Here is a 19,482-nt window from a genome sequence, read left to right as displayed (position 1 = left end):
TTGGCTGGCAGGATGATCCAATGACTGCCAACGCTGAGTTGTTGCAAGGCAGTCTGTTTGGTGATCTGGAACCGCAGGCAAACGCTGAAAGCTGCTCAGAAACCATCGCAAGAGCTCTGCGTAACGATCTCTCTGATCAAGAACTCGTCGACGAATCCCTAAAAAGGCCCCGCAATCGACATAACCCAACATCCGTTCCAAGCATCCCACTTGATTCTGAAAGCCAAGAGCAACTCGAAACAGCCGATAACGACAACGACCTGCCCGCCTGGGCACACCACAACCTTGTTGACCCTGAGCAGCTCACGCCAATGCTGCGTCACTACGTGGAACTCAAGGCCAAACACCCCGAAAGGATCTTGCTCTACAGACTCGGCGATTTTTTTGAATGCTTTTTTGAAGATGCCATTCAGCTCTCAAGGCTGCTGGAGCTGACTCTCACTGGCAAGGAAGGAGGTAAAGGGATCGGCCGTGTACCGATGGCAGGCGTCCCCCACCACGCTGCAGAGCGCTATTGCGCCGAATTGATCCGCCATGGGCTAAGCGTGGCCATTTGTGACCAACTGGAAACAACTGCAAGCAAAGGCGCACTGCTCAAACGTGACATCACCAGGGTGCTCACCCCAGGCACGGTGCTTGCCGAAGGCATGCTGACAGCTCGCCGGAACAATTGGCTAGCAGCAGTTGTGGTTGAGCCAGCACAAGGCAACCAACCGTTTTGCTGGGGTCTAGCAAACGCCGATGTCAGCACAGGCGAATTCCTGATCACGCAACGGGAGGGGAGCGCTGAGCTGCACCAACACCTTGCTCAGCTCGAGGCTTCGGAACTGATCATGGCTCAAAAGATCGGAGAAAGCAGCAGGCCTGAGTGGTGTCCGGAGCAGCTTTTCCTGACAACGATGGCCACTACCCCCTTCAGCCAGCCAGAGGCCGAGCGCACGCTGCTCAATCATTACCGGCTCAGCACCCTTGACGGTCTAGGTCTGCAAGAGGTGCCTTTAGCACTAAGGGCCGCCGGGGGACTGCTGACTTATCTAAGGGACACCCAACCCCTCGCTGAAAACGTCGATGAAGGCATCGCCCCGATGCCCCTGGAACATCCGCTCACAGTGTTCGCCGGCGATGCCTTAGTACTCGACGCCCAAACCCGACGCAACCTAGAACTCACTAGCACCCAAAGGGATGGCCAATTCCAAGGATCCCTTCTTTGGGCCGTAGACCGTACCCTCACTGCCATGGGAGCCCGCTGCCTGCGCCGCTGGATCGAGGCCCCCCTCCTAGACAGCAAAGCCATCCGCGCCCGTCAAGCGGTGGTGAACCATCTCGTGGAGACACGCTCCCTGCGGCATTCACTGCGGCGCTTCCTGCGACCGATGGGAGATCTAGAACGACTGGCCGGCAGGGCAGGCGCCGGTCATGCTGGTGCCCGCGAACTCGTGGCTATCGCCGATGGCATTGAACGATTACCACGGCTAGCAGAGCAACTACACAATGCATTGAGCTCTGCCCCACACTGGCTCGACAACTTGCTGACTCTTGATAAGAGCCTGCCAAAGCTGGCGGCGAGTATTCGCGAGCAATTGATCAATAACCCACCTCTCAGCCTCAGCGAGGGAGGCCTCATGCACGACAACGTCGATCCACTGCTAGATGGCCTGCGCAATCAACTGGATGACCAAGACACCTGGCTTGCAGGCCAGGAAATCCAAGAACGGAAACTCAGTGGCAACCCTAATCTGCGCCTGCAATACCACCGAACCTTCGGCTACTTCCTAGCCGTAAGCAAAGCCAAGGCTTCCATGGTGCCGGACCACTGGATCCGCCGGCAGACCCTGGCCAACGAGGAACGCTTCATCACTCCAGATCTCAAAACCCGGGAAGGGCAGATCTTCCAGCTCAGAGCAAGAGCGTGCCAACGGGAATACGAACTGTTCTGCCAGTTGCGTGAGCAAGTGGGAAAACAGGCAACTTCAATCCGTAAAGCAGCCCGGGCCGTGGCAGGACTCGATGCCCTAGTCGGCCTTGCAGAAGTAGCCGCCACTGGAGACTATTGCTGCCCAGAAATCGATGACAGCAGAGAACTACAGCTCAAAACCTGCAGACACCCAGTGGTGGAACAACTACTGGTAGAGAGATCCTTCATCGCTAACGATGTAGAACTTGGCAAAGACATCGACCTCGTCGTACTCACAGGTCCAAACGCCAGTGGCAAAAGCTGCTACCTGCGTCAAATCGGCCTCATACAGTTGCTAGCCCAGGTGGGTAGTTGGGTGCCTGCAAAGCAGGCCCGTGTTGGCATCGCAGATCGCATCTTCACCCGCGTCGGCGCCGTCGATGACCTAGCGGCAGGACAATCCACCTTCATGGTGGAAATGGCAGAAACGGCCAACATTCTCCATCACGCCAGCGATCGTTCCTTGGTGCTTCTCGATGAGATTGGACGTGGCACCGCCACCTTTGATGGCCTTTCGATTGCCTGGGCGGTGAGCGAACACCTGGCAACAGATCTAAGAAGCCGCACTGTGTTCGCGACCCACTATCACGAACTCAATGGGCTGAGCCAAGAGCTGACCAATGTCGCCAATTTTCAAGTTTTGGTGGAGGAAACAGGCGACGACCTGGTGTTCCTACATCAGGTGGCCGCAGGTGGTGCAAATCGCAGTTACGGCATTGAAGCCGCCCGTCTAGCTGGTGTGCCTAATGACGTGGTGCAACGAGCAAGGCAGGTGTTAGCTCAGCTTCAAGACGATGGCTCATCTCTGCCAGCCCTGCCAAGCGCGAAAACAATCAACAGACCAAGCTGAAAACCTTTCGCCTGTCACCGACCCACTAGCCTCAATTGACGCCCAAGAACATCGTGGACGACCTCCAAGAGACCGTTCGGGAGAGCCTCCACAAGCTCCCTAAAGACATTGTGGTTTTGCTTCGCCGTCAAAACCTGTTGAGGTCACTCGTGCAGAGGATGGTCATTGATCAAGCCTGCACAGCTGTTCAGTTACCCGCAGAAAAACTGGATCAGGCGATTGCGAGTTTCTGCGAGCAGCATGGGCTAAGTGATGAGGAACGTCTCGAGGGATATCTCTCTCATCAAGGTCTGATCAAGCCAGACCTCATTCATCAACTCGAAATCCCTTTGAAAGTTCAATATTTAAGTCTGAAAGAATTCAGCGCCAAAGCCGAAGCACACTTCCTCAAACGTAAGGAAGAGCTCGATCAATTCACCTACAGCTTGCTCCGAGTTGAGGATTCTGATCTGGCCCATGAGCTTTACCTCCAGATCGAAGCCGGAGAAGCCGATTTCACGGTGCTGGCAACCGAGCATTCCCAGGGCAGAGAAAGAGCATCCCACGGCCTGGTAGGGCCAGCAAGCCTCGGTAGAGCCCATCCTCTCCTTCGCCAGCGCTTACGCACAGCAACCCCAGGGGTCTTACTGGAGCCTTTCAAAATCGAGCAATGGTGGGTCGTTACGCGGCTTGAAGAGCGGCAACTCGCCACATTTGACTCCAACATGCAAAAACGCATGGCGATCGAATTATTCGATGGTTGGATTGAACAACAAACCAATCAACTGATCTCAGCTGTTCGCGGCGATCAATTTGAGAATGGTGCCCTCACATGACACTGACGAATCTGAATCACCCCCTTGCTCCACTGCAAAACGCTTTACAGATCAAAGGTGAGCGGCTGAAGTTTCAAATCGGTCAATCCCTATGCGAAGAAAATTATCTCCCTGGTCATGTGTTGCTGATCGAAAGCGGCACCGCCCGACTGCTTGGTAACAGTGATGGTCGCTTGACCACACGCATCAAACTTGAATCCGGCTCCTTAATCGGAGCAGTCTCTCTACTCAGAGGTGAATCTTGCGAAGCCGTACGAGCTGCAACAGAGCTTGTGGCTTGGAGCATCACAGACACAACCTTCCAACAGCTCTACAACTCTGAAAAAGACATTCGAGACTGTTGTGAGGCTTACCTCTGGGACGCTGAAGTCGCTGCCCTTCTCCAGGGGATCCGTGCAAGCACACCCAAGAGTCATCATTCCCTGGAGGCATGGCTGAAGATGCTCGGCCCTCTGGCCACATTGATGCGCGCGAATAATGATGAAGCACAAGCAGCCCTAAACAATGGCAAACGTCTATTCCTCGCCTCGTCGATACCCAGCTGCCCGATCAACACTGAGCTGGACTCAATCGCAGCAATTCGCGAGTTAAGCAAACCCCAATCTGGTTTCTGCCTAAGGCTGATTGCCCTACCAGCCGACTCGCTAGCCACTCTGCTCAGCCCAGCAGTCGATAGCAAGAGCAATGCAGCTCTACAGAACGACGAAGAGACTCCTGAGACAGCACTCTCGCTCGCACCATCAAGACCACCCGTCAGCAGCCTCAATAGCTCCTCAAGCTCCGAAGACTTCTTCGTTGGCGGTCAAGGCCCTCTCCAAGAAACCCTGGCCTGCTTCCAGATGTTGGCCAAGCTGATGAAGCTGCCATTCAGACGCGACTCGATCGAGAAAATGCTGCGTGACAGTCTGCGCCGCGGCCAAACTCCCACCCTGCGAATGTGCGGCCAGATCGCAGCCGGACTTGGCCTACACGTTGCCGGAGCCAAGGTACCAGCCTTGATGGGCACTCGCTTACAGACGCCCACCTTGGTGCCATGGAAGCAAAGCTTTTCTCTAGTAACACGCAGTGATCAACTAGGCCTCACCCTGGCCTCACCAAGCGAGGGTTTTATCAAACTAGATCCGAGTCAGCTGGAGGAAGCCTTCCCTGAAGGCATCGAACTGCTGCTCCTCGACCGTTCCAACACCACTCCTGAGCAAGCCTTTGGTCCGAGTTGGTTCTGGCCAGCACTGCAGCGCTATCGGGGTGTCTTAATCCAAGTTTTGATCGCCGGTTTCGTGGTCCAGCTCTTCACGCTGGCCAACCCCCTGTTGATCCAAGTCATCATCGATAAGGTCATCAATCAGCGCAGCCTCGACACACTGCAGATCCTTGGCTTTGCCCTTGTAATCGTGACTGTGCTTGAAGGCGTGTTGGGCAGTCTCAAAACCTTTCTCTTCGCTGAAACCACCAACCGCATCGACCAACGCCTAGGCGCTGAAGTGATCGACCACCTATTGCGCCTCCCACTGGGCTATTTCGACAAGCGCCCTGTTGGCGAATTGGGCTCAAGGGTCAGCGAACTGGAGAAGATCCGCAACTTCCTCACCGGCCAAGCATTGACCACCCTGCTTGATGCTGCCTTCTCTGTGATCTATGTGGTGGTCATGGTGATCTACAGCTGGCTGCTGACCCTGATTGCCTTGGCTGTATTACCGATTCAGGTCGGACTCACACTGGTGGGAGCACCTCTTTTCCGGCGTCAATTCCGACAAACTGCTGAGGAAAATGCCAAGACTCAAAGCCACCTGGTTGAGGTGCTAACAGGCATCCAAACAGTGAAGGCTCAGAACGTAGAAATGATCAGCCGTTGGAAGTGGCAAGAGCGTTACGGCCGCTACATCAGCCGAAGCTTTGAAAAAACAATTAGTGGCACCGCCCTAAGCCAAACCAGTCAGGTGCTTCAAAAAATCTCCCAATTACTTGTGCTTTGGGTAGGCGCAAACATGGTTTTAGCTGGAGACCTAACCCTTGGACAACTGATCGCCTTTCGCATCATTTCCGGCTATGTCACCCAACCGCTGTTAAGGCTCTCAACCATCTGGCAGAGCATCCAAGAACTGAGGGTGAGTTTTGAGCGTCTTGCGGATGTGATCGACACCCCCCAAGAATCAAATGACCTCGATAAAGGCAAAGTTCCACTGCCACCGCTTGAAGGAGATGTGAGCTTTGAAGATCTCAGCTTCAGCTTCAGCAAATCAACAGCACCAGTTCTGAAAGACATCAGCCTCAACATCAAGGCCGGTACCTTTGTGGGCATCGTGGGTCAGAGCGGAAGCGGCAAGAGCACATTGGTCAAGCTGCTACCTCGTCTCTATTCCCCAGATCAAGGCCGCATCCTCATCGACGGCTATGACATCGACAAAGTGGAGCTCTACTCCTTACGACGTCAGATCGGGATCGTGCCGCAAGATCCTCTGCTGTTCTCAGGCTCGATCAGCGAAAACATAGCCCTCACCCAGCCTGATGCCGATAACGACGAAATCATCATGGCTGCAAAGTTGGCAGTCGCCCACGATTTCATCATGACGCTACCGAGCGGCTACAGCACGCCGGTGGGTGAACGGGGCTCCTCCTTAAGCGGAGGTCAACGTCAACGGATCGCTATCGCTCGAACGCTCTTAGGCAATCCCAAACTTCTGGTGATGGACGAAGCCACCAGCGCCCTTGATTACGAAACCGAACGCAAAGTTTGCGACAACCTCGTCAACGCCATGCATGACTGCACGGTTTTTTTCATCACCCACAGGCTCTCCACTGTTCGTCGAGCCGACCTGATTGTGGTGATGCATCAAGGGGCAATCGTGGAAATGGGCACTCACGAAGCCTTGATGGAAAAACGAGGTCGGTACTACGCCCTCTATCGCCAGCAGGAGTCGAGCTGAAATGAGCAACAAGCCCAACCCCGTCGGCGGACTGATCCGCAGAGCTCAAAACCAACTAGAGCAGAAAGTAAGCTCTGTGTCACACGATGAAAGCGTGCTCCAGCAAAGCCGCTTTTGGATGCGTGCTGTGACTTGGAGCCTGATCGGCACAACAGCCTTTGCAGTGGGCTGGTTGGCCATCGCGCGCACGGAAGAAATCGTTGTCGCACAAGGCAAACTTGAACCATTAGGCGATGTCAAAGAGATTCAAATCCCAGTTGGAGGAGTCGCTAGGGACATCCTTATCAAAGGAGGTGATCGCGTCAGTAAAGGTCAAATTCTGATCCAGCTCGACACTGAAACATCCTCAGAACAAGTGAACTCCTTAGAAGCTCAGTTGACAAAAAAACAGCAACAACTAAAGCTCAAACTTGAAGAACAACAGGGAACGCTACATCTCAGCCAAGAACAAGTCGCCACAACCAGAGATAATCTGGCCCTTGAACAACAAATCCTTAGCCGGTTTGAATTTCTTAGCGCACAGGGCGCTTACTCTGAGCTTCAGTATTTACAGCAACTCAACAAGGTACGAGAACTGCGTGGAAGGGTCACCAAAGAGAAATTGGATGGCGCTCGCCAACAATCAATCCTCAATCAAGAAATTGAACAGCTCAATTCCCAATTAGCCCAGCTTAAGGCTCAACTCACTGAAGCAAAAGTAACACTGAAATACCAGTCTTTGCGTTCTCCAGTGGATGGGGTGGTGTTTGATCTCAAGCCAACCACGCCTGGCTTTGTCGCCCAGTCAAGTGAGCCTGTGCTCAAGATCGTGCCCTTCAAAAACTTGGAAGCCGATGTGGAAATCCCCAGCAACAAAATTGGTTTCGTTCGCGAAGGCATGTCCGTTGACATCAGTATTGATTCCTTCCCAGCTACAGACTTCGGTGTACTGGAAGGTAAGGTGACCTCGATTGGCTCCGACGCACTTCCACCCGATCAACAAGAACAAAGACAGGAATACCGCTTCCCAGCCACCATTCAGCTCGACAGCCAACAACTCAAACTCAAGAACGGCACCACGCTTCCCTTACAAGTAGGAATGTCGCTCACTGCAAATATCAAACTGCGCAGTGTGACCTATTTACAACTACTGCTTGGCCAGTTCCAGAGTAAAACCGATTCACTCAGGCAACTATGACGCCCGCAACAGAGCATTGACCGTCGCTGCAACCAGACCAGCCCCACCACGACTGCCCTCAAGGCGAATCTGAGCCAGCCCACTAGCCAAAAGCCTGCGCTTACTTTCAGCCACACCGACAAACCCCACAGGCATGCCGATAATCAGGCTAGGAGGGGGTGCACCTGTAGACACCAGATCCAACAAAGCTTCCAAAGCCGTTGGAGCACTACCAATCAGCACAATCGGCGCTTGTTGATCCGCATCTTTAGCCGCCAATTCTTGCCATGCAGATCGCAAGCCCTCGGCTGTTCGCGTGGAACCGTTTGGTGCCTCATCCGGCGCCCACTCCAGCACGCAGCGAACTGATGTCTTGAGTGTGCGTCGCGCCATCGGCTGCACTGCTACAGCTGCCATGGCCGTATCGGTGAGAATTGGCGCTCCGGCCTGCAAGGCAGCCAGCCCAAGCTCACAAGCCTCTGGAGTAAAGCGCAGCAAAGGAGTTAGGCCAAAATCCCCACTGCTGTGAATCAAACGCTCCAACACCTGCTGCTGCAAGGGATCCAAACCCGTTACACCCAACTGCTCCCGAATGCGGCGAATGCTTTCCGTGAAGATCGGATGATCAAGCGACTTCACGTTTCTGCCTTAAGCCAGATAGACATCAAGCATCATCAGTTAAAGATCTTCGGTCTGCCGCTGCAATGCCGATCCATCTCATCTGGGGCGATGATGCCGCCGCCCGAGACCACGCCATCGAGACTCTGATCGGCGATGTTGTCGATCAAGCATGGAGCAGCATCAACCTCAGCCGCCTCGATGGAGCTGATGCTGGGCAAGCCAGCCAAGCCTTGGCAGAAGCACGCACACCACCCTTCGGAAGTGGCGGACGACTTGTGCTGTTACAGCGCAGTCCGTTCTGCAACGCTTGCCCTAGCGAACTTGCGAATCGTTTCGAAGACGTGCTGGATCTAATTCCAGAAACCAGCCACCTGGTGCTATGCAACCCCAACAAACCAGACGGCCGACTGCGAACAACGAAGGCCTTACAAAAGCTTGTGAAGTTGAAGCAAGCCAGCGAAAAAAGCTTTCTGCTGCCAGCGATCTGGGATGGTGCCGGTCAGCAGGAGCTGGTGGAACGCACCGCCCGAGACTTAGGTCTACAGCTGGAGCCTGAAGCCACTGCAGCGCTGGTGGAAGCCATCGGCAATGACAGTACGCGACTCACCGCAGAGCTGCAAAAACTGGCTCTCCATGCCGACATTCGCCAAGAAAGCGCAACTGAGAACCAATCACCAACTTTGATTAAAGCCGAAAACGTAGCCGCGCTGATTGAAGGAATGGCCACCAATGCACTACAGGTTGGAGATTCACTCTTGGCAGGCCATGCCGGAGAAGCGATCGCCCGTCTTGATGCACTCCTTGATGCCGGTGAGCCAGCACTTCGCATCGTGGCCACCTTGACAGGCCAAATCAGAGGGTGGCTTTGGGTGAGTTTACTGGAGCAGCAAGGGGAACGAGATGTGAACGTGATTGCCAAAGCAGCAGGCATTGGCAACCCCAAGCGGATCTACGTGATGCGCAAACAGCTACAGGGCCGGCCACCGCAGCGATTCCTCACCCTGCTCAGTCGCTTGCTTGAAGTAGAAGCCGCCCTCAAGCGAGGTGCAATCCCTACTGATGCCTTCCGCGACGGGTTACTCAGCACTCCCTAATCCAGTGACGACACGCTGAAATAATCAGAACGTGTGTCAAAGGCATGGATGGCGTTGCTGGTGCAAAAATTCGGCGGATCATCCGTCGGCAACGTCGAGCGCATCCAAGCCGTCGCTGAGCGGATTGCGACCAGCAAAGATCTCGGCCACGACCTAGTGATTGTGGTATCCGCTATGGGCCAAACCACTGATGAGCTCACAGCCCTAGCGAAAGTGATCAGCAGCAATCCCCCTCAACGGGAAATGGACATGCTGCTAGCCACCGGAGAACAGGTTTCGATCTCCTTGCTTTCAATGGCACTGCATGAACTGGGTATACCAGCCATTTCGATGACTGGAGCCCAAGTGGGCATCGTGACAGAGTCTGCCTATGGCCGCGCTCGAATCCTAGACGTCCGCACTGAGCGCCTGCAATCCCTGTTGAGCACTGGCAAGGTGGTAGTCGTAGCAGGCTTCCAGGGCACAAGCCTGAGCAGCGTTGGCACCGCAGAGATCACCACCCTCGGCCGCGGTGGTTCAGATACATCTGCAGTTGCCATAGCAGCCGCCCTAGGAGCAGATGCCTGCGAGATCTACACCGATGTACCAGGAGTGCTCACAAGTGATCCACGTCAGGTCAGCGATGCCCAACTGATGCAAGAAGTGAGTTGCGACGAGATGCTTGAGCTGGCCAGTCTGGGCGCCTCCGTGTTGCACCCCCGTGCAGTCGAGATCGCCCGCAACTTTGGAGTCGCCCTGGTCGTGCGTTCTAGCTGGAGCAACGAAGCCGGAACCAAGCTCACAAGCAAATCAAAGCGCCCCATCGGTCGAGAAGGTCTAGAGCTTGGTCGGCCTGTGGATGGCGTTGAACTTGCCGAAGGTCAAGCGGTGATCGCCCTCTCTCACGTGCCAGATCAACCGGGTGTCGCAGCCACACTTTTTGAAAACCTCTCTAGCGATGGCGTGAATGTGGACCTAATCATCCAATCAACCCATGAAGGCAACAGCAATGACATTGCCTTCACAGTGGCCGAAGCCGACTTAGCGAAAGCCCACTCACTTTGCGAAGGGCTGCTTAAAAGCGTCGGTGGCCAACTCTCAGCTGAAGCCGGAATGAGCAAACTAAGCATCAGCGGAGCAGGAATCATGGGACGCCCCGGTATCGCCGCAAGCCTTTTCGACACGATCTCACGGGCAGGAATCAACCTACGGCTGATCGCCACCAGTGAGGTGAAAGTCAGCTGCGTCATCGATGCAACGCTGGGAAGCAAAGCCCTGCGTGCAGTCAGCACAGCCTTTGAACTCAGCGACAGCCAAGTACGCATCAATCCTTTGGGCAACGGCAAAGGTGAACCAGAAGTTCGAGGGGTAGCACTCGATCAAGGTCAGGCCCAGCTAAGTGTGCGAGGGGTGCCGAATCGGCCTGGGACAGCAGCAGCTCTTTGTTCAGCGATGGCAGAGGCAGGAATCAGCCTCGATGCGATTGTGCAATCGGAGCGACAACATGACGATGGAAGCCGGGATATCAGCTTCACCCTCAAGCGCGATGAGCGAGAGCAAGCCAATAAGACTCTTGCCCCCCTACTTGCGCAATGGCCAGGAGCCAATCTGGAAGACGGTCCTGCAATCGCCCGGGTGAGCGCAGTGGGTGCAGGCATGCCCGCCACCGCAGGTACAGCAGGGCGGATGTTCCGAGCTCTCGCAGATGCAAAGATCAATATCGCCATGATCGCCACCAGTGAAATCCGCACAAGTTGCGTGGTGGCTGAACCCGATGGGGTCAAGGCGCTGCAATCAGTGCATAAAGGCTTTGGGCTGGGTGAAGAAGCTGATCATCCAGTGCAAAGCAACTCGTAATGGCTGAGAAGTTCAGCTAGGCAATCATTCAGCAGAAAGACAGACAGTTTTGATGGCTTGATTCAGCTCCAAATAAACGTTGCGCCAACCTTCCAGTCTTGTTCTGATGGGTATACGCCTCAGCTGCCTGCAATAAACCAAAACCACTAACAGCCTCAGCAGAGACGAGCCATCCCAGTGGGTCAACACCCTTTAGATCACCCTGCAGAGGCTGAAGCAAATGGATGAATTCATTACTAATCAAGAGGCAGGGCACCTCTGAAGACATCAACCTTCACCGCAATCTAATCGTGCCCAATGAGCCATTTAAAGCCCTATGGCTGGAATGCTTGCGAGCTAATCAGATGCACCGCTAAGCACCCTTACACCAATTCGCGGCCCTGCCTCAATGAACTCATGCACGAACTCAATAGGCTACCGAGCACAAAGTTATTTCGAGCTTATTTCGGCTCCAGAAAAACTCGCTAAAGACTCCTCAAGTCGTTGTCTTGGTTGAAAAAACCGTGCCATTGAGGCGAATGCACAAGGATCAAACTTCCGACAACTACAAGTATCAAATGGACTGCAAACAAAAGGTACTTTCTACATAATTGGATCGCATGAACAATGGCGAATGATCAAGTATTGCGAATCAGCTTCTGCCTGAACTTCTTGATGCGATCGCGCAGGCTTGCTGCTTCCTCAAAATTAAGATTCTTGGCAGCTTCTTTCATCTTTGTTTCGAGCTGATCAATCAACTCAGGTAAAGCATCAAGGGCTAAGCCAGCATCCTGATCTGAATCAAGCGCATCAACAGCCCGCCCAGTAATCTGAACCAAGTCAGCATCTTTACCATCTGTCTGTAAGCGCCTTGATAACTCGAGAAACGAGAGAATCGAATTACTCGCTCTCTTACCCGCTGGCCTTGGCACGATGCCATTCAGTTCGTTGTAAGCCTTTTGAATCTCGCGTCTTCGCTCTGTTTCACTAATCGCTCTTGACATCGAATCTGTCAAGTTATCTGCATAAAGAAGTGCCATCCCATCCACATGCCTTGCCGCACGACCAATGGTCTGAATCAACGACCGCTCCGCTCGCAAGAAACCTTCCTTATCAGCATCAAGAATGACCACTAATGACACCTCCGGAAGATCCAAACCTTCTCGGAGAAGATTGACACCAACAAGAACATCATATTCACCTAATCTCAAATCCTGAATAATCTCAATCCGCTCGATGGAATGGATCTCCGAGTGTAAATAACGAACGCGCACATCATTCTCCGCTAGATAATCTGTAAGGTCTTCCGCCATACGTTTGGTCAGGGTGGTGATTAACACTCTCTCCTGCTTCTCTGCTCTGATACGGATTTCTGCCAACAAGTCATCGACCTGGCCTTGAGTCGGTCGCACTTCCACCAAGGGATCAAGAACCCCTGTGGGCCGAATCACCTGTTCAGCCAAATGACCATCACTCTGCTTAAGCTCCCAATCACCTGGCGTCGCACTAACAAATACAGTTTGCCTCGCCTTACTCCAGAATTCCTCACTCTTGAGAGGGCGATTATCAGCAGCACTAGGCAATCGAAAACCATGCTCAATCAAAACTTTCTTACGAGCTTGATCGCCGTTGTACATCGCCTTAAGCTGAGAACAGGTTACATGACTTTCATCCACAACCAGTAACCAATCCTCAGGGAAATAGTCAATCAAACATTCAGGAGGCGTTCCCGCAGAACGACCAGCCAGATGGCGGGCATAGTTTTCAACACCATTACAATAACCAACCTCCCGTAACATCTCCAAGTCGTAGGTAGTGCGTTGCTCCAAACGCTGCGCTTCCAAAAGCTTGCCTTGTTCATTGAGAAACTGCAAACGCCCACGCAGCTCATCACGAATCGCTTGAACTGCAACATTGAGTCGCTCTTTGGGAGTCACAAAATGCTTGGCCGGATAAATATTAATGGCTTCCAAGCTTTGCAAAATCTCACCTGTTGTTGGGTCCAGATAACGGATTGCCTCTACCTCATCACCAAAAAGCTCAATCCGTACTAGCCGATCTTCATAAGCAGGGCCAATCTCCAAAACATCCCCTCTCACGCGAAAGCGACCCCGCGTAATGTCAATATCATTACGGCTATATTGGTTCTCAACCAACTCCCGTAATGCACTGCGGATATTGAGTGTTTCACCAACTTTAAACTTGACAGCAGCTTTTAGATATTCACTTGGTATTCCTAGGCCATAAATGCAGCTGATTGAAGCTACTACAATGACATCATTTCGCTCAAATAACGAGCGCGTTGCTGAATGACGCAGCATATCAATTTCTTCATTAATTGAAGATGTCTTGGCTATATACGTATCACTAACAGGCACGTAAGCCTCGGGTTGATAATAATCATAGTAAGAAATAAAATATTCAACAGAATTATCAGGAAAGAACTCCCTAAACTCATTGCAAAGTTGGGCAGCAAGCGTCTTGTTATGAGCCAAGACAAGAGCCGGTCGGCCAGTCTGAGCAATCAAATTGGCAATCGTGAATGTCTTACCCGTACCGGTAGCTCCTAAAAGCGTCTGATAACGCTGGCCCTGATTGACCCCCTCCACCAACCGAGCAATCGCAGTGGGCTGATCCCCCTTCGGGCTATAGGGCGCCTTGAGGTGATACTTCGGCATTAGGGCCGTAACGGGCAGCCGCTTAGCTTATGAGCAGATGCCATGAACGGGCTATCCCAGACTTTCTCCAACGCTGATGACCTGCTAAACAATGCCTTGAACTCTCAGGCTGAAAGCAAAGCAGCTCTCGTGAACTCAACATCAGCGATGCCGAGAGATCGCAACACGATCGTGCTCACAACGCTGTAAAAGACAGCGCCGCAGATGGCACTAAGCAAACCGTTCTTGAGCCGAAAACCATTAATCAGCCAGGCTGCCAGAGCAAATAAAAGGACCGTGATCAACCAGTTGAACAAAAACGACACTGGCCAGATCAGCCCCCCCAAGGACGTAATTGCCCAGAATGGACCCAACAGCAACTTGAGAGGCACGATCAACAACGTACCCAATAGGCCAATCATCACCGCCGACCATAAAGCTGTGCTGAAATTGGCCATCTCAATGCCAAGGGGCAACGCAGCAACCAATAACAAAATGAGGGCCCGAATGGGCCATTGCAGCAACCAGCCGAGCGATCCAAACATTTAAAGAAGACTACTCAAAGTAGCTGACTAGACATTAATTAAAGCTAGTGAATTAATGCAAATTTGGGCGCACTGAGAGCTTCACGCAAGCCCCGCACAACAGCAACCATCGCCAGCTCATCATTGAGACGATTCACCGCCGATCCAACACCGACACCAGCAGCACCAGCAGCAATAGCCATGGGCACCGTCACTGCCGATAAACCAGAAGCACAAAGCACAGGAACTACCCGATCAGCAGCCTTCAGTGCGGTAGAAATGCTGTGTGCAGCAGCCAAAGTGGGAGCAGCTTTCTCAATCAAGCCAAGACTTCCAGCACTAAATGGTTTAGCGCTCGTGCCGCCCTCCGTCTGAATCAGATCAGCACCGGCAGCAACCAGATCCACTGCCAGTTGCTCCTGCTGATCCATCGGCAACACATGGGGCACGGTCACACTCAACACCACCCCAGGCAACAACACCCTGGTTAAACGAGTCAGCTCCAAGACTTCGGCGGCACCAAAGATCCGGCCCTGAGGATAAAAAGTATCGAAATTTCCAATTTCCACCATGGCAGCACCAGCTGCAACCGCTGCAGGGAACAGCTCAGGATCCACCGCTGACACACAAACCGGAACTCCAGCGGATTCCCTGATCGCCAGTTGCACTAGCTCTGGATCACAAGCCACATCAATCAGATCAGCGCCACCGTGGCCAGCAGCCCGCGCGACCTGCGCCACCGAGAGGGCCTCAAAATTCATCAAACCAGCGATCACCTTGAGGGCCGAGCGCTGCTCGAGACGCTGACGCAAGTGTGTTGGCAACTGAGCGAGACGGGTCATTTCATCAACGATCTATAGCTCCATACTCCCATTTGCCAGGCTCCTGCACGGCAAACTGGCCTCAGCTGAATGACCACTGCGCCATGGCCTCATCCAGCTCAACGCAACTGCCCTGGAGCGCCTGGCACGCGCGTCTCCATCACAAACTGCTAGCAAATCCAGATCTACTGCCAGCAAAAGCCTCACTCTTGATCGCCGTGTCCGGCGGTCAAGATTCAATGGCCCTGCTTGGTCTATTGATCGATCTGCAACGCAAACATGGCTGGTCTTTAGAGGTATGGCATGGCGACCACAACTGGCATAAACAATCAGCAACGATCGCAACTGAACTCAAAAATTGGTGTGAATCACACAACTTGAGCTTCTGCTCTGATCAAGCCAAACCTGGACAAACCAACAACGAAGCCACAGCGCGACATTGGCGATATGAACAACTGACACTTCACGCAGAACGTTTGTCATCCAACAACCCCAACCATCCATGCCGGTATGTGCTCACAGGCCACACCAGTTCTGATCGAGCTGAAACCTTGCTGCTCAACCTTGCCCGAGGTACCGACCTCGCGGGACTGAGCAGCATGCGCCAATGCAGGCCCATCAGCAAAGACCATCCTCACAAAAACGTGCAGCTCATACGCCCTTTGCTGGGGTTCTCGCGTGAGGACACCGCCTTGATTTGCAGCGAGCTGGGCTTACCTATTTGGCTTGATCCTGCCAATTCCAATCCAGACTTCAGCCGCAACCGAGTCCGCCAAGAAGTACTCCCAGTACTGGAATCTCTCCATCCTGGCTGCAGCTTGCGCATGGCCGCTCTCGCCGAAAGGCTCAACCATCACCATGCGGACCAGCAAGCGATCGCCATGCTGGCTCTAAACAACCTCAGCAAGCAAAACGGCCTTTGTCGTAAGGACCTTGCCCAACTACCGATCACAGCAAGAACAACTCTGTTGGCCTATTGGCTCAAGCGATCAGGAGCACCAAGTCTGCCAGCAGTCCAACTTGAACAGATCAGCCAAAGCATTGCCCCCGGCAAACCACCTGGATCTCTACACCTCGCGCAGGGCTGGAAAGTCCAATGGCAGCGAAACTCGGTACAACTAGAACATCACGACTGACTCCGGTGGACGGTGACTTCCAACAGCAGTACCTGGCCGCCGAGAAGGCCTATGGGGCAGGAAATTACGAAGCAGCTCAATCAATCTGTGAAGGCCTGCTAGGCCAACTAGAGCTGCAGCAGAAAGGACCTGAGCAAGAAGCAATGCTGGCCTGGCAGGCCTTTGTTGCTCTGCTAATGGGCCACGTCCAGCTCTACGGAATAAACGATGTCCAGCAAGCCCAACACCACTACAACCTGGTTCTAGATAGCCAACCACAAGAGACTTTGAAAGAACTCGCCGAACAAGGCTTAGAACGATGCCAAGGCGAATTGCAACGAGAGACTGGAGATAGAGAAGAACATCCTCAAAGCCCGACCCCTAAACAATCCACAAAACACAAGCCAATAGCTCTAAAAGCTGAAGTCACAGAACCACGGCAAAGCCTGATTAATGATCCCTTCCTATCTACAAAGACCCCAAATATTAACGAGGCCAACAAAGCTAAACATCCTCAATCAGATCAACAGGCTAATCAACAAGAGACAAGGACATTGAGCAATGAAACGTCAGAGTCTCTGGCTGATCTGATTCGTGATCCCTTCCTATTTCCAGCCGCCCAAGCTTTAGCGACAGAAGCAGATCATTCTAAATCTACAGCCAAAATGGAATCAACATTCATTGCAGATAGCATGAAGCCTGAACAGATATCTAAGCAAAAAAACTACGCACAAAATACTGATCTTCAACAAAAGGTTCATGCGAAACAAGAACCATCGGCAACAGCGAAAGCCCTAGAAATTAAATCAGATCTCAATACAGAAACCGAAATAAGGCCAACAGCGAAATCAGAAGTAAACCCAATCAAAAAGCCTAAACAGGACACTTTCAAGCAAGCAATAATCCCCCCAGAGGCCATCTCACAAGCAACGAACAATGACCTCCTAAATGATTCATTGTTGCGCGTGACCATGCCCTCTTACGCTGACCTTGCCAAGCAAGAGACCAGTCAATTGCAGTCAAAGAAGCGAACATCAGCAACGCTGACAACTCGCCTCAAAAACTTCTGGATGGTCTTAAGCCGCCGCTGAGCGGCGACGGCGTGTACGACCGGAAGGCACCTCTGCTGACTCAGGTTCAGATTGAGTCTTGACATTGGCTTGATCTGCAACCTTCTTCGTAGTCGACGTTGCTGACACAGCTGCCGCAACCTTGACAGGAGCCGCAGCTGGAGTTCGGCGTCCGTTACTAGCCAGATCACGATCACCACGATTGCGGGTCACTGATCGATCTTCAGGTTCAGCATCAGCCATACCTTTATAAGCAGGTGTTCCGCCTGGTGCAGGCTGAACTAGGCACAGAAGCAAGGGCTCAACTTGCAACTCACGACGCATTCGACGACCCAAACCCACTTCCACTTCTCGCTGCAAACCCATCCAATCGACTTCAGGAGTTTTGCCATCTGTTTGACGAGAAAACTGCTTCCAGCGGTTTTCCAACACCCAGCTTATTTCCCGTTCAGTCCAAATCGACATCTTGCGGGGGTCAGCAGCGGTCACAACACCTCGCAAGTTCACTCTTGGCGGTGCAACCATCACTCCATCGGTACTGATTGCAGCCAACACAGTGACAACACCATCTTCAGCAAGTTGCTGGCGCTCTTTCAAAACACGAGCATCAACAATGCCATTGCGAGAAGCATCAAGAAGTTCAATTCCTGCTTTTACTGAGTCTCCTTTACTAATCGAATCAGCTGAAAGTTGAACAACATCACCATTATCAAGAATCAAAATATTTTCGCTTGCTACGCCCATCGACTGCGCAGTCTTACTGTGGCAAATAAGCATGCGATGCTCACCATGTACAGGCACAAAAAACTTTGGCTTTGTTAAAGCCAGCATCAACTTGTGATCCTCCTGGAAGCCATGCCCAGAAACATGGATACCCTCTCCCTTGCCATAGACCACCTTGGCTCCAAGCATCATCAAGCGGTCGATGGTATTAACAACTGAGATCGTATTACCCGGAATCGGACTCGCCGAAAAGATAATCGTGTCAGAGTTCTTGACCTGCACATGTTGATGCTCACCGCGTGAGATGCGACTTAAAGCAGCCAACGGCTCGCCCTGACTCCCTGTCATCAACAACAGAGTCTCACGATCAGGCATATCACGAATCTGTTTGATCGGTACGAACAGATCATCAGGAGCACGCATATAGCCAAGTTCACGCGCCTTAGCGATCACATTGAGCATCGATCGCCCAAGCAAACCAACTTTTCGTCCATTCTTTAAAGCCAGCTCCAAAATCATTGAAACGCGGTGAATAGAGCTCGCAAAAGTTGTGATAATCACTCGGCCATCAGCTTGAGAAATATGGCGATCTAAAGCAGGAAATACCGATCGCTCAGGTGGACAGAAGCCAGGCACCTCAGCATTGGTTGAATCACTGAACAAACACAAAACACCTTGCTCGCCGTGATGTGCAAGGCGAGCCATATCAAAATTTTCACCATCCACAGGAGTATGGTCAAACTTGAAGTCTCCTGTGAAGATCACCGAGCCAACAGGAGTGGTGATGGCAAGCGAAAAGCTATCTGCCATCGAGTGGGTATTGCGGATAAATTCCACCGAAAAGTGTTGTCCAACCTTGACTACATCCCGTGGACTCACGGTCTGGATCGTGGTGCGGTCTGTAACACCAGCCTCTTCCATCTTTCCCTGGAGCATTGACATGGCCAGACGCGGGCCATAGATCACTGGAATATTGAAGTGCTTGAGGTGATGAGGAATCCCACCAATATGATCTTCATGACCATGGGTCACGATCATGCCGCGGATGCGCTTTTGGTTCTCGCGTAGATAACTGGTGTCTGGCATCACCACATTGACGCCATGCATTCCATCACTGGGAAATGCCAGGCCAGCATCCACCATCATGATGTCGTCGCCGTACTCGAACACGCAGGTGTTCTTGCCAATCTCATGGAGCCCACCAAGGGGAATCACTCGTAAGCAGGGCTCTTTGGCTTTACCGTCTCTAGAAGAGGTGGATCTGGAAATGGTGGAACTAGACGTCATGACAAAAGCGTACGAAAACTATTTGGGGCCTGAAATGAAGCGAGCGCTCATGGCGA

The 19,482-nt window shown here is 52.6% G+C and carries 14 protein-coding genes; 8 read left to right on the top strand and 6 right to left on the bottom strand.

What is annotated here, in order from left to right; genetic code table 11:
* Positions 1-20 precede the first annotated feature (20 nt).
* Genes mutS through AKG35_RS00400 form a run of 4 tightly spaced genes read left to right on the top strand, consistent with a single transcriptional unit; the run spans position 21 to position 7,720 of the window.
* Positions 21-2,804, top strand: coding sequence for a DNA mismatch repair protein MutS (mutS, locus tag AKG35_RS00415; RefSeq protein ID WP_011129458.1), 2,784 nt, complete (start codon positions 21-23; stop codon positions 2,802-2,804).
* A gap of 53 nt (positions 2,805-2,857) precedes the next feature.
* Complete coding sequence (locus AKG35_RS00410) at positions 2,858-3,619, top strand: peptidylprolyl isomerase (RefSeq protein ID WP_011129457.1); 762 nt, start codon at positions 2,858-2,860, stop codon at positions 3,617-3,619.
* The gene (locus AKG35_RS00405; protein ID WP_011129456.1) at positions 3,616-6,543 is read left to right on the top strand and encodes a peptidase domain-containing ABC transporter; all 2,928 of its coding nucleotides are present in this window, start codon (positions 3,616-3,618) and stop codon (positions 6,541-6,543) included. Before AKG35_RS00410 ends, AKG35_RS00405 begins: the two co-directional genes overlap by 4 nt.
* Position 6,544: 1 nt before the next feature.
* A complete protein-coding gene (locus tag AKG35_RS00400) occupies positions 6,545-7,720 on the top strand; it encodes an HlyD family secretion protein (protein WP_011129455.1) in 1,176 nt (391 codons plus the stop codon).
* On the opposite strand, the gene AKG35_RS00395 is transcribed toward AKG35_RS00400, so the two are convergent.
* Positions 7,715-8,338, bottom strand: a complete 624-nt coding sequence (locus AKG35_RS00395) for a precorrin-8X methylmutase (protein ID WP_011129454.1) — start codon at positions 8,336-8,338, stop codon at positions 7,715-7,717. The two genes, AKG35_RS00400 and AKG35_RS00395, sit on opposite strands and share 6 nt — an antisense overlap.
* Positions 8,339-8,403: 65 nt before the next feature.
* Here AKG35_RS00395 and holA point away from each other — a divergent pair, with 65 nt between their 5' ends.
* Positions 8,404-9,414 carry a DNA polymerase III subunit delta gene (gene holA / locus AKG35_RS00390; protein ID WP_011129453.1) on the top strand — a complete coding sequence of 337 codons (1,011 nt, stop codon included), beginning with the start codon at positions 8,404-8,406 and terminating at the stop codon, positions 9,412-9,414.
* A 48-nt stretch (positions 9,415-9,462) separates the two neighbouring features.
* Complete coding sequence (locus AKG35_RS00385; protein WP_011129452.1) at positions 9,463-11,250, top strand: aspartate kinase; 1,788 nt, start codon at positions 9,463-9,465, stop codon at positions 11,248-11,250.
* Positions 11,251-11,278: 28 nt separating this feature from the next.
* Here AKG35_RS00385 and AKG35_RS00380 read toward each other — a convergent pair whose 3' ends face one another.
* From AKG35_RS00380 to AKG35_RS00365, 4 genes are all read right to left on the bottom strand, one after another.
* Positions 11,279-11,518, bottom strand: a complete 240-nt coding sequence (locus AKG35_RS00380; RefSeq protein WP_011129451.1) for a hypothetical protein — start codon at positions 11,516-11,518, stop codon at positions 11,279-11,281.
* A 349-nt stretch (positions 11,519-11,867) separates the two neighbouring features.
* Complete coding sequence (gene uvrB / locus AKG35_RS00375) at positions 11,868-13,907, bottom strand: excinuclease ABC subunit UvrB (protein WP_011129450.1); 2,040 nt, start codon at positions 13,905-13,907, stop codon at positions 11,868-11,870.
* Positions 13,908-14,011: 104 nt separating this feature from the next.
* Positions 14,012-14,431 (bottom strand): phage holin family protein, encoded by a 420-nt coding sequence (locus AKG35_RS00370; RefSeq protein ID WP_011129449.1) that lies wholly within the window; start codon positions 14,429-14,431, stop codon positions 14,012-14,014.
* A 44-nt stretch (positions 14,432-14,475) separates the two neighbouring features.
* Positions 14,476-15,252 carry a DUF561 domain-containing protein gene (locus tag AKG35_RS00365; protein ID WP_011129448.1) on the bottom strand — a complete coding sequence of 259 codons (777 nt, stop codon included), beginning with the start codon at positions 15,250-15,252 and terminating at the stop codon, positions 14,476-14,478.
* 83 nt (positions 15,253-15,335) lie between these two features.
* Between AKG35_RS00365 and tilS the strand changes: the two genes are divergently transcribed.
* Positions 15,336-16,367 carry a tRNA lysidine(34) synthetase TilS gene (gene tilS, locus AKG35_RS00360; RefSeq protein WP_011129447.1) on the top strand — a complete coding sequence of 344 codons (1,032 nt, stop codon included), beginning with the start codon at positions 15,336-15,338 and terminating at the stop codon, positions 16,365-16,367.
* 143 nt (positions 16,368-16,510) lie between these two features.
* A complete protein-coding gene (locus tag AKG35_RS00355) occupies positions 16,511-17,437 on the top strand; it encodes a hypothetical protein (RefSeq protein ID WP_236069604.1) in 927 nt (308 codons plus the stop codon).
* On the opposite strand, the gene AKG35_RS00350 is transcribed toward AKG35_RS00355, so the two are convergent.
* Positions 17,423-19,426, bottom strand: a complete 2,004-nt coding sequence (locus tag AKG35_RS00350; protein WP_011129445.1) for a ribonuclease J — start codon at positions 19,424-19,426, stop codon at positions 17,423-17,425. The genes AKG35_RS00355 and AKG35_RS00350 overlap by 15 nt on opposite strands.
* Between the last annotated feature and the right edge of the window lie 56 nt (positions 19,427-19,482).

The sequence above is a fragment of the Prochlorococcus marinus str. MIT 9313 genome (genome assembly GCF_000011485.1).
Classification (GTDB): Bacteria; Cyanobacteriota; Cyanobacteriia; order PCC-6307; family Cyanobiaceae; genus Prochlorococcus; species Prochlorococcus marinus_D.
This window is presented reverse-complemented; position numbering and strand designations above follow the sequence as displayed.

What these genes read in the sequence shown, in the direction of transcription:
- AKG35_RS00365 (WP_011129448.1), bottom strand. Translation starts at nt 15,252, where the DNA reads ATGACCCGTCTCGCTCAGTTGCCAACACACTTGCGTCAGCGTCTCGAG.
- tilS (WP_011129447.1), top strand. Translation starts at nt 15,336, where the DNA reads ATGGCCTCATCCAGCTCAACGCAACTGCCCTGGAGCGCCTGGCACGCG.
- AKG35_RS00355 (WP_236069604.1), top strand. Translation starts at nt 16,511, where the DNA reads ATGCTGGCCTGGCAGGCCTTTGTTGCTCTGCTAATGGGCCACGTCCAG.
- AKG35_RS00385 (WP_011129452.1), top strand. Translation starts at nt 9,463, where the DNA reads ATGGCGTTGCTGGTGCAAAAATTCGGCGGATCATCCGTCGGCAACGTC.
- AKG35_RS00380 (WP_011129451.1), bottom strand. Translation starts at nt 11,518, where the DNA reads ATGTCTTCAGAGGTGCCCTGCCTCTTGATTAGTAATGAATTCATCCAT.
- AKG35_RS00350 (WP_011129445.1), bottom strand. Translation starts at nt 19,426, where the DNA reads ATGACGTCTAGTTCCACCATTTCCAGATCCACCTCTTCTAGAGACGGT.
- holA (WP_011129453.1), top strand. Translation starts at nt 8,404, where the DNA reads ATGCCGATCCATCTCATCTGGGGCGATGATGCCGCCGCCCGAGACCAC.
- uvrB (WP_011129450.1), bottom strand. Translation starts at nt 13,907, where the DNA reads ATGCCGAAGTATCACCTCAAGGCGCCCTATAGCCCGAAGGGGGATCAG.
- AKG35_RS00370 (WP_011129449.1), bottom strand. Translation starts at nt 14,431, where the DNA reads ATGTTTGGATCGCTCGGCTGGTTGCTGCAATGGCCCATTCGGGCCCTC.
- AKG35_RS00405 (WP_011129456.1), top strand. Translation starts at nt 3,616, where the DNA reads ATGACACTGACGAATCTGAATCACCCCCTTGCTCCACTGCAAAACGCT.
- mutS (WP_011129458.1), top strand. Translation starts at nt 21, where the DNA reads ATGACTGCCAACGCTGAGTTGTTGCAAGGCAGTCTGTTTGGTGATCTG.
- AKG35_RS00400 (WP_011129455.1), top strand. Translation starts at nt 6,545, where the DNA reads ATGAGCAACAAGCCCAACCCCGTCGGCGGACTGATCCGCAGAGCTCAA.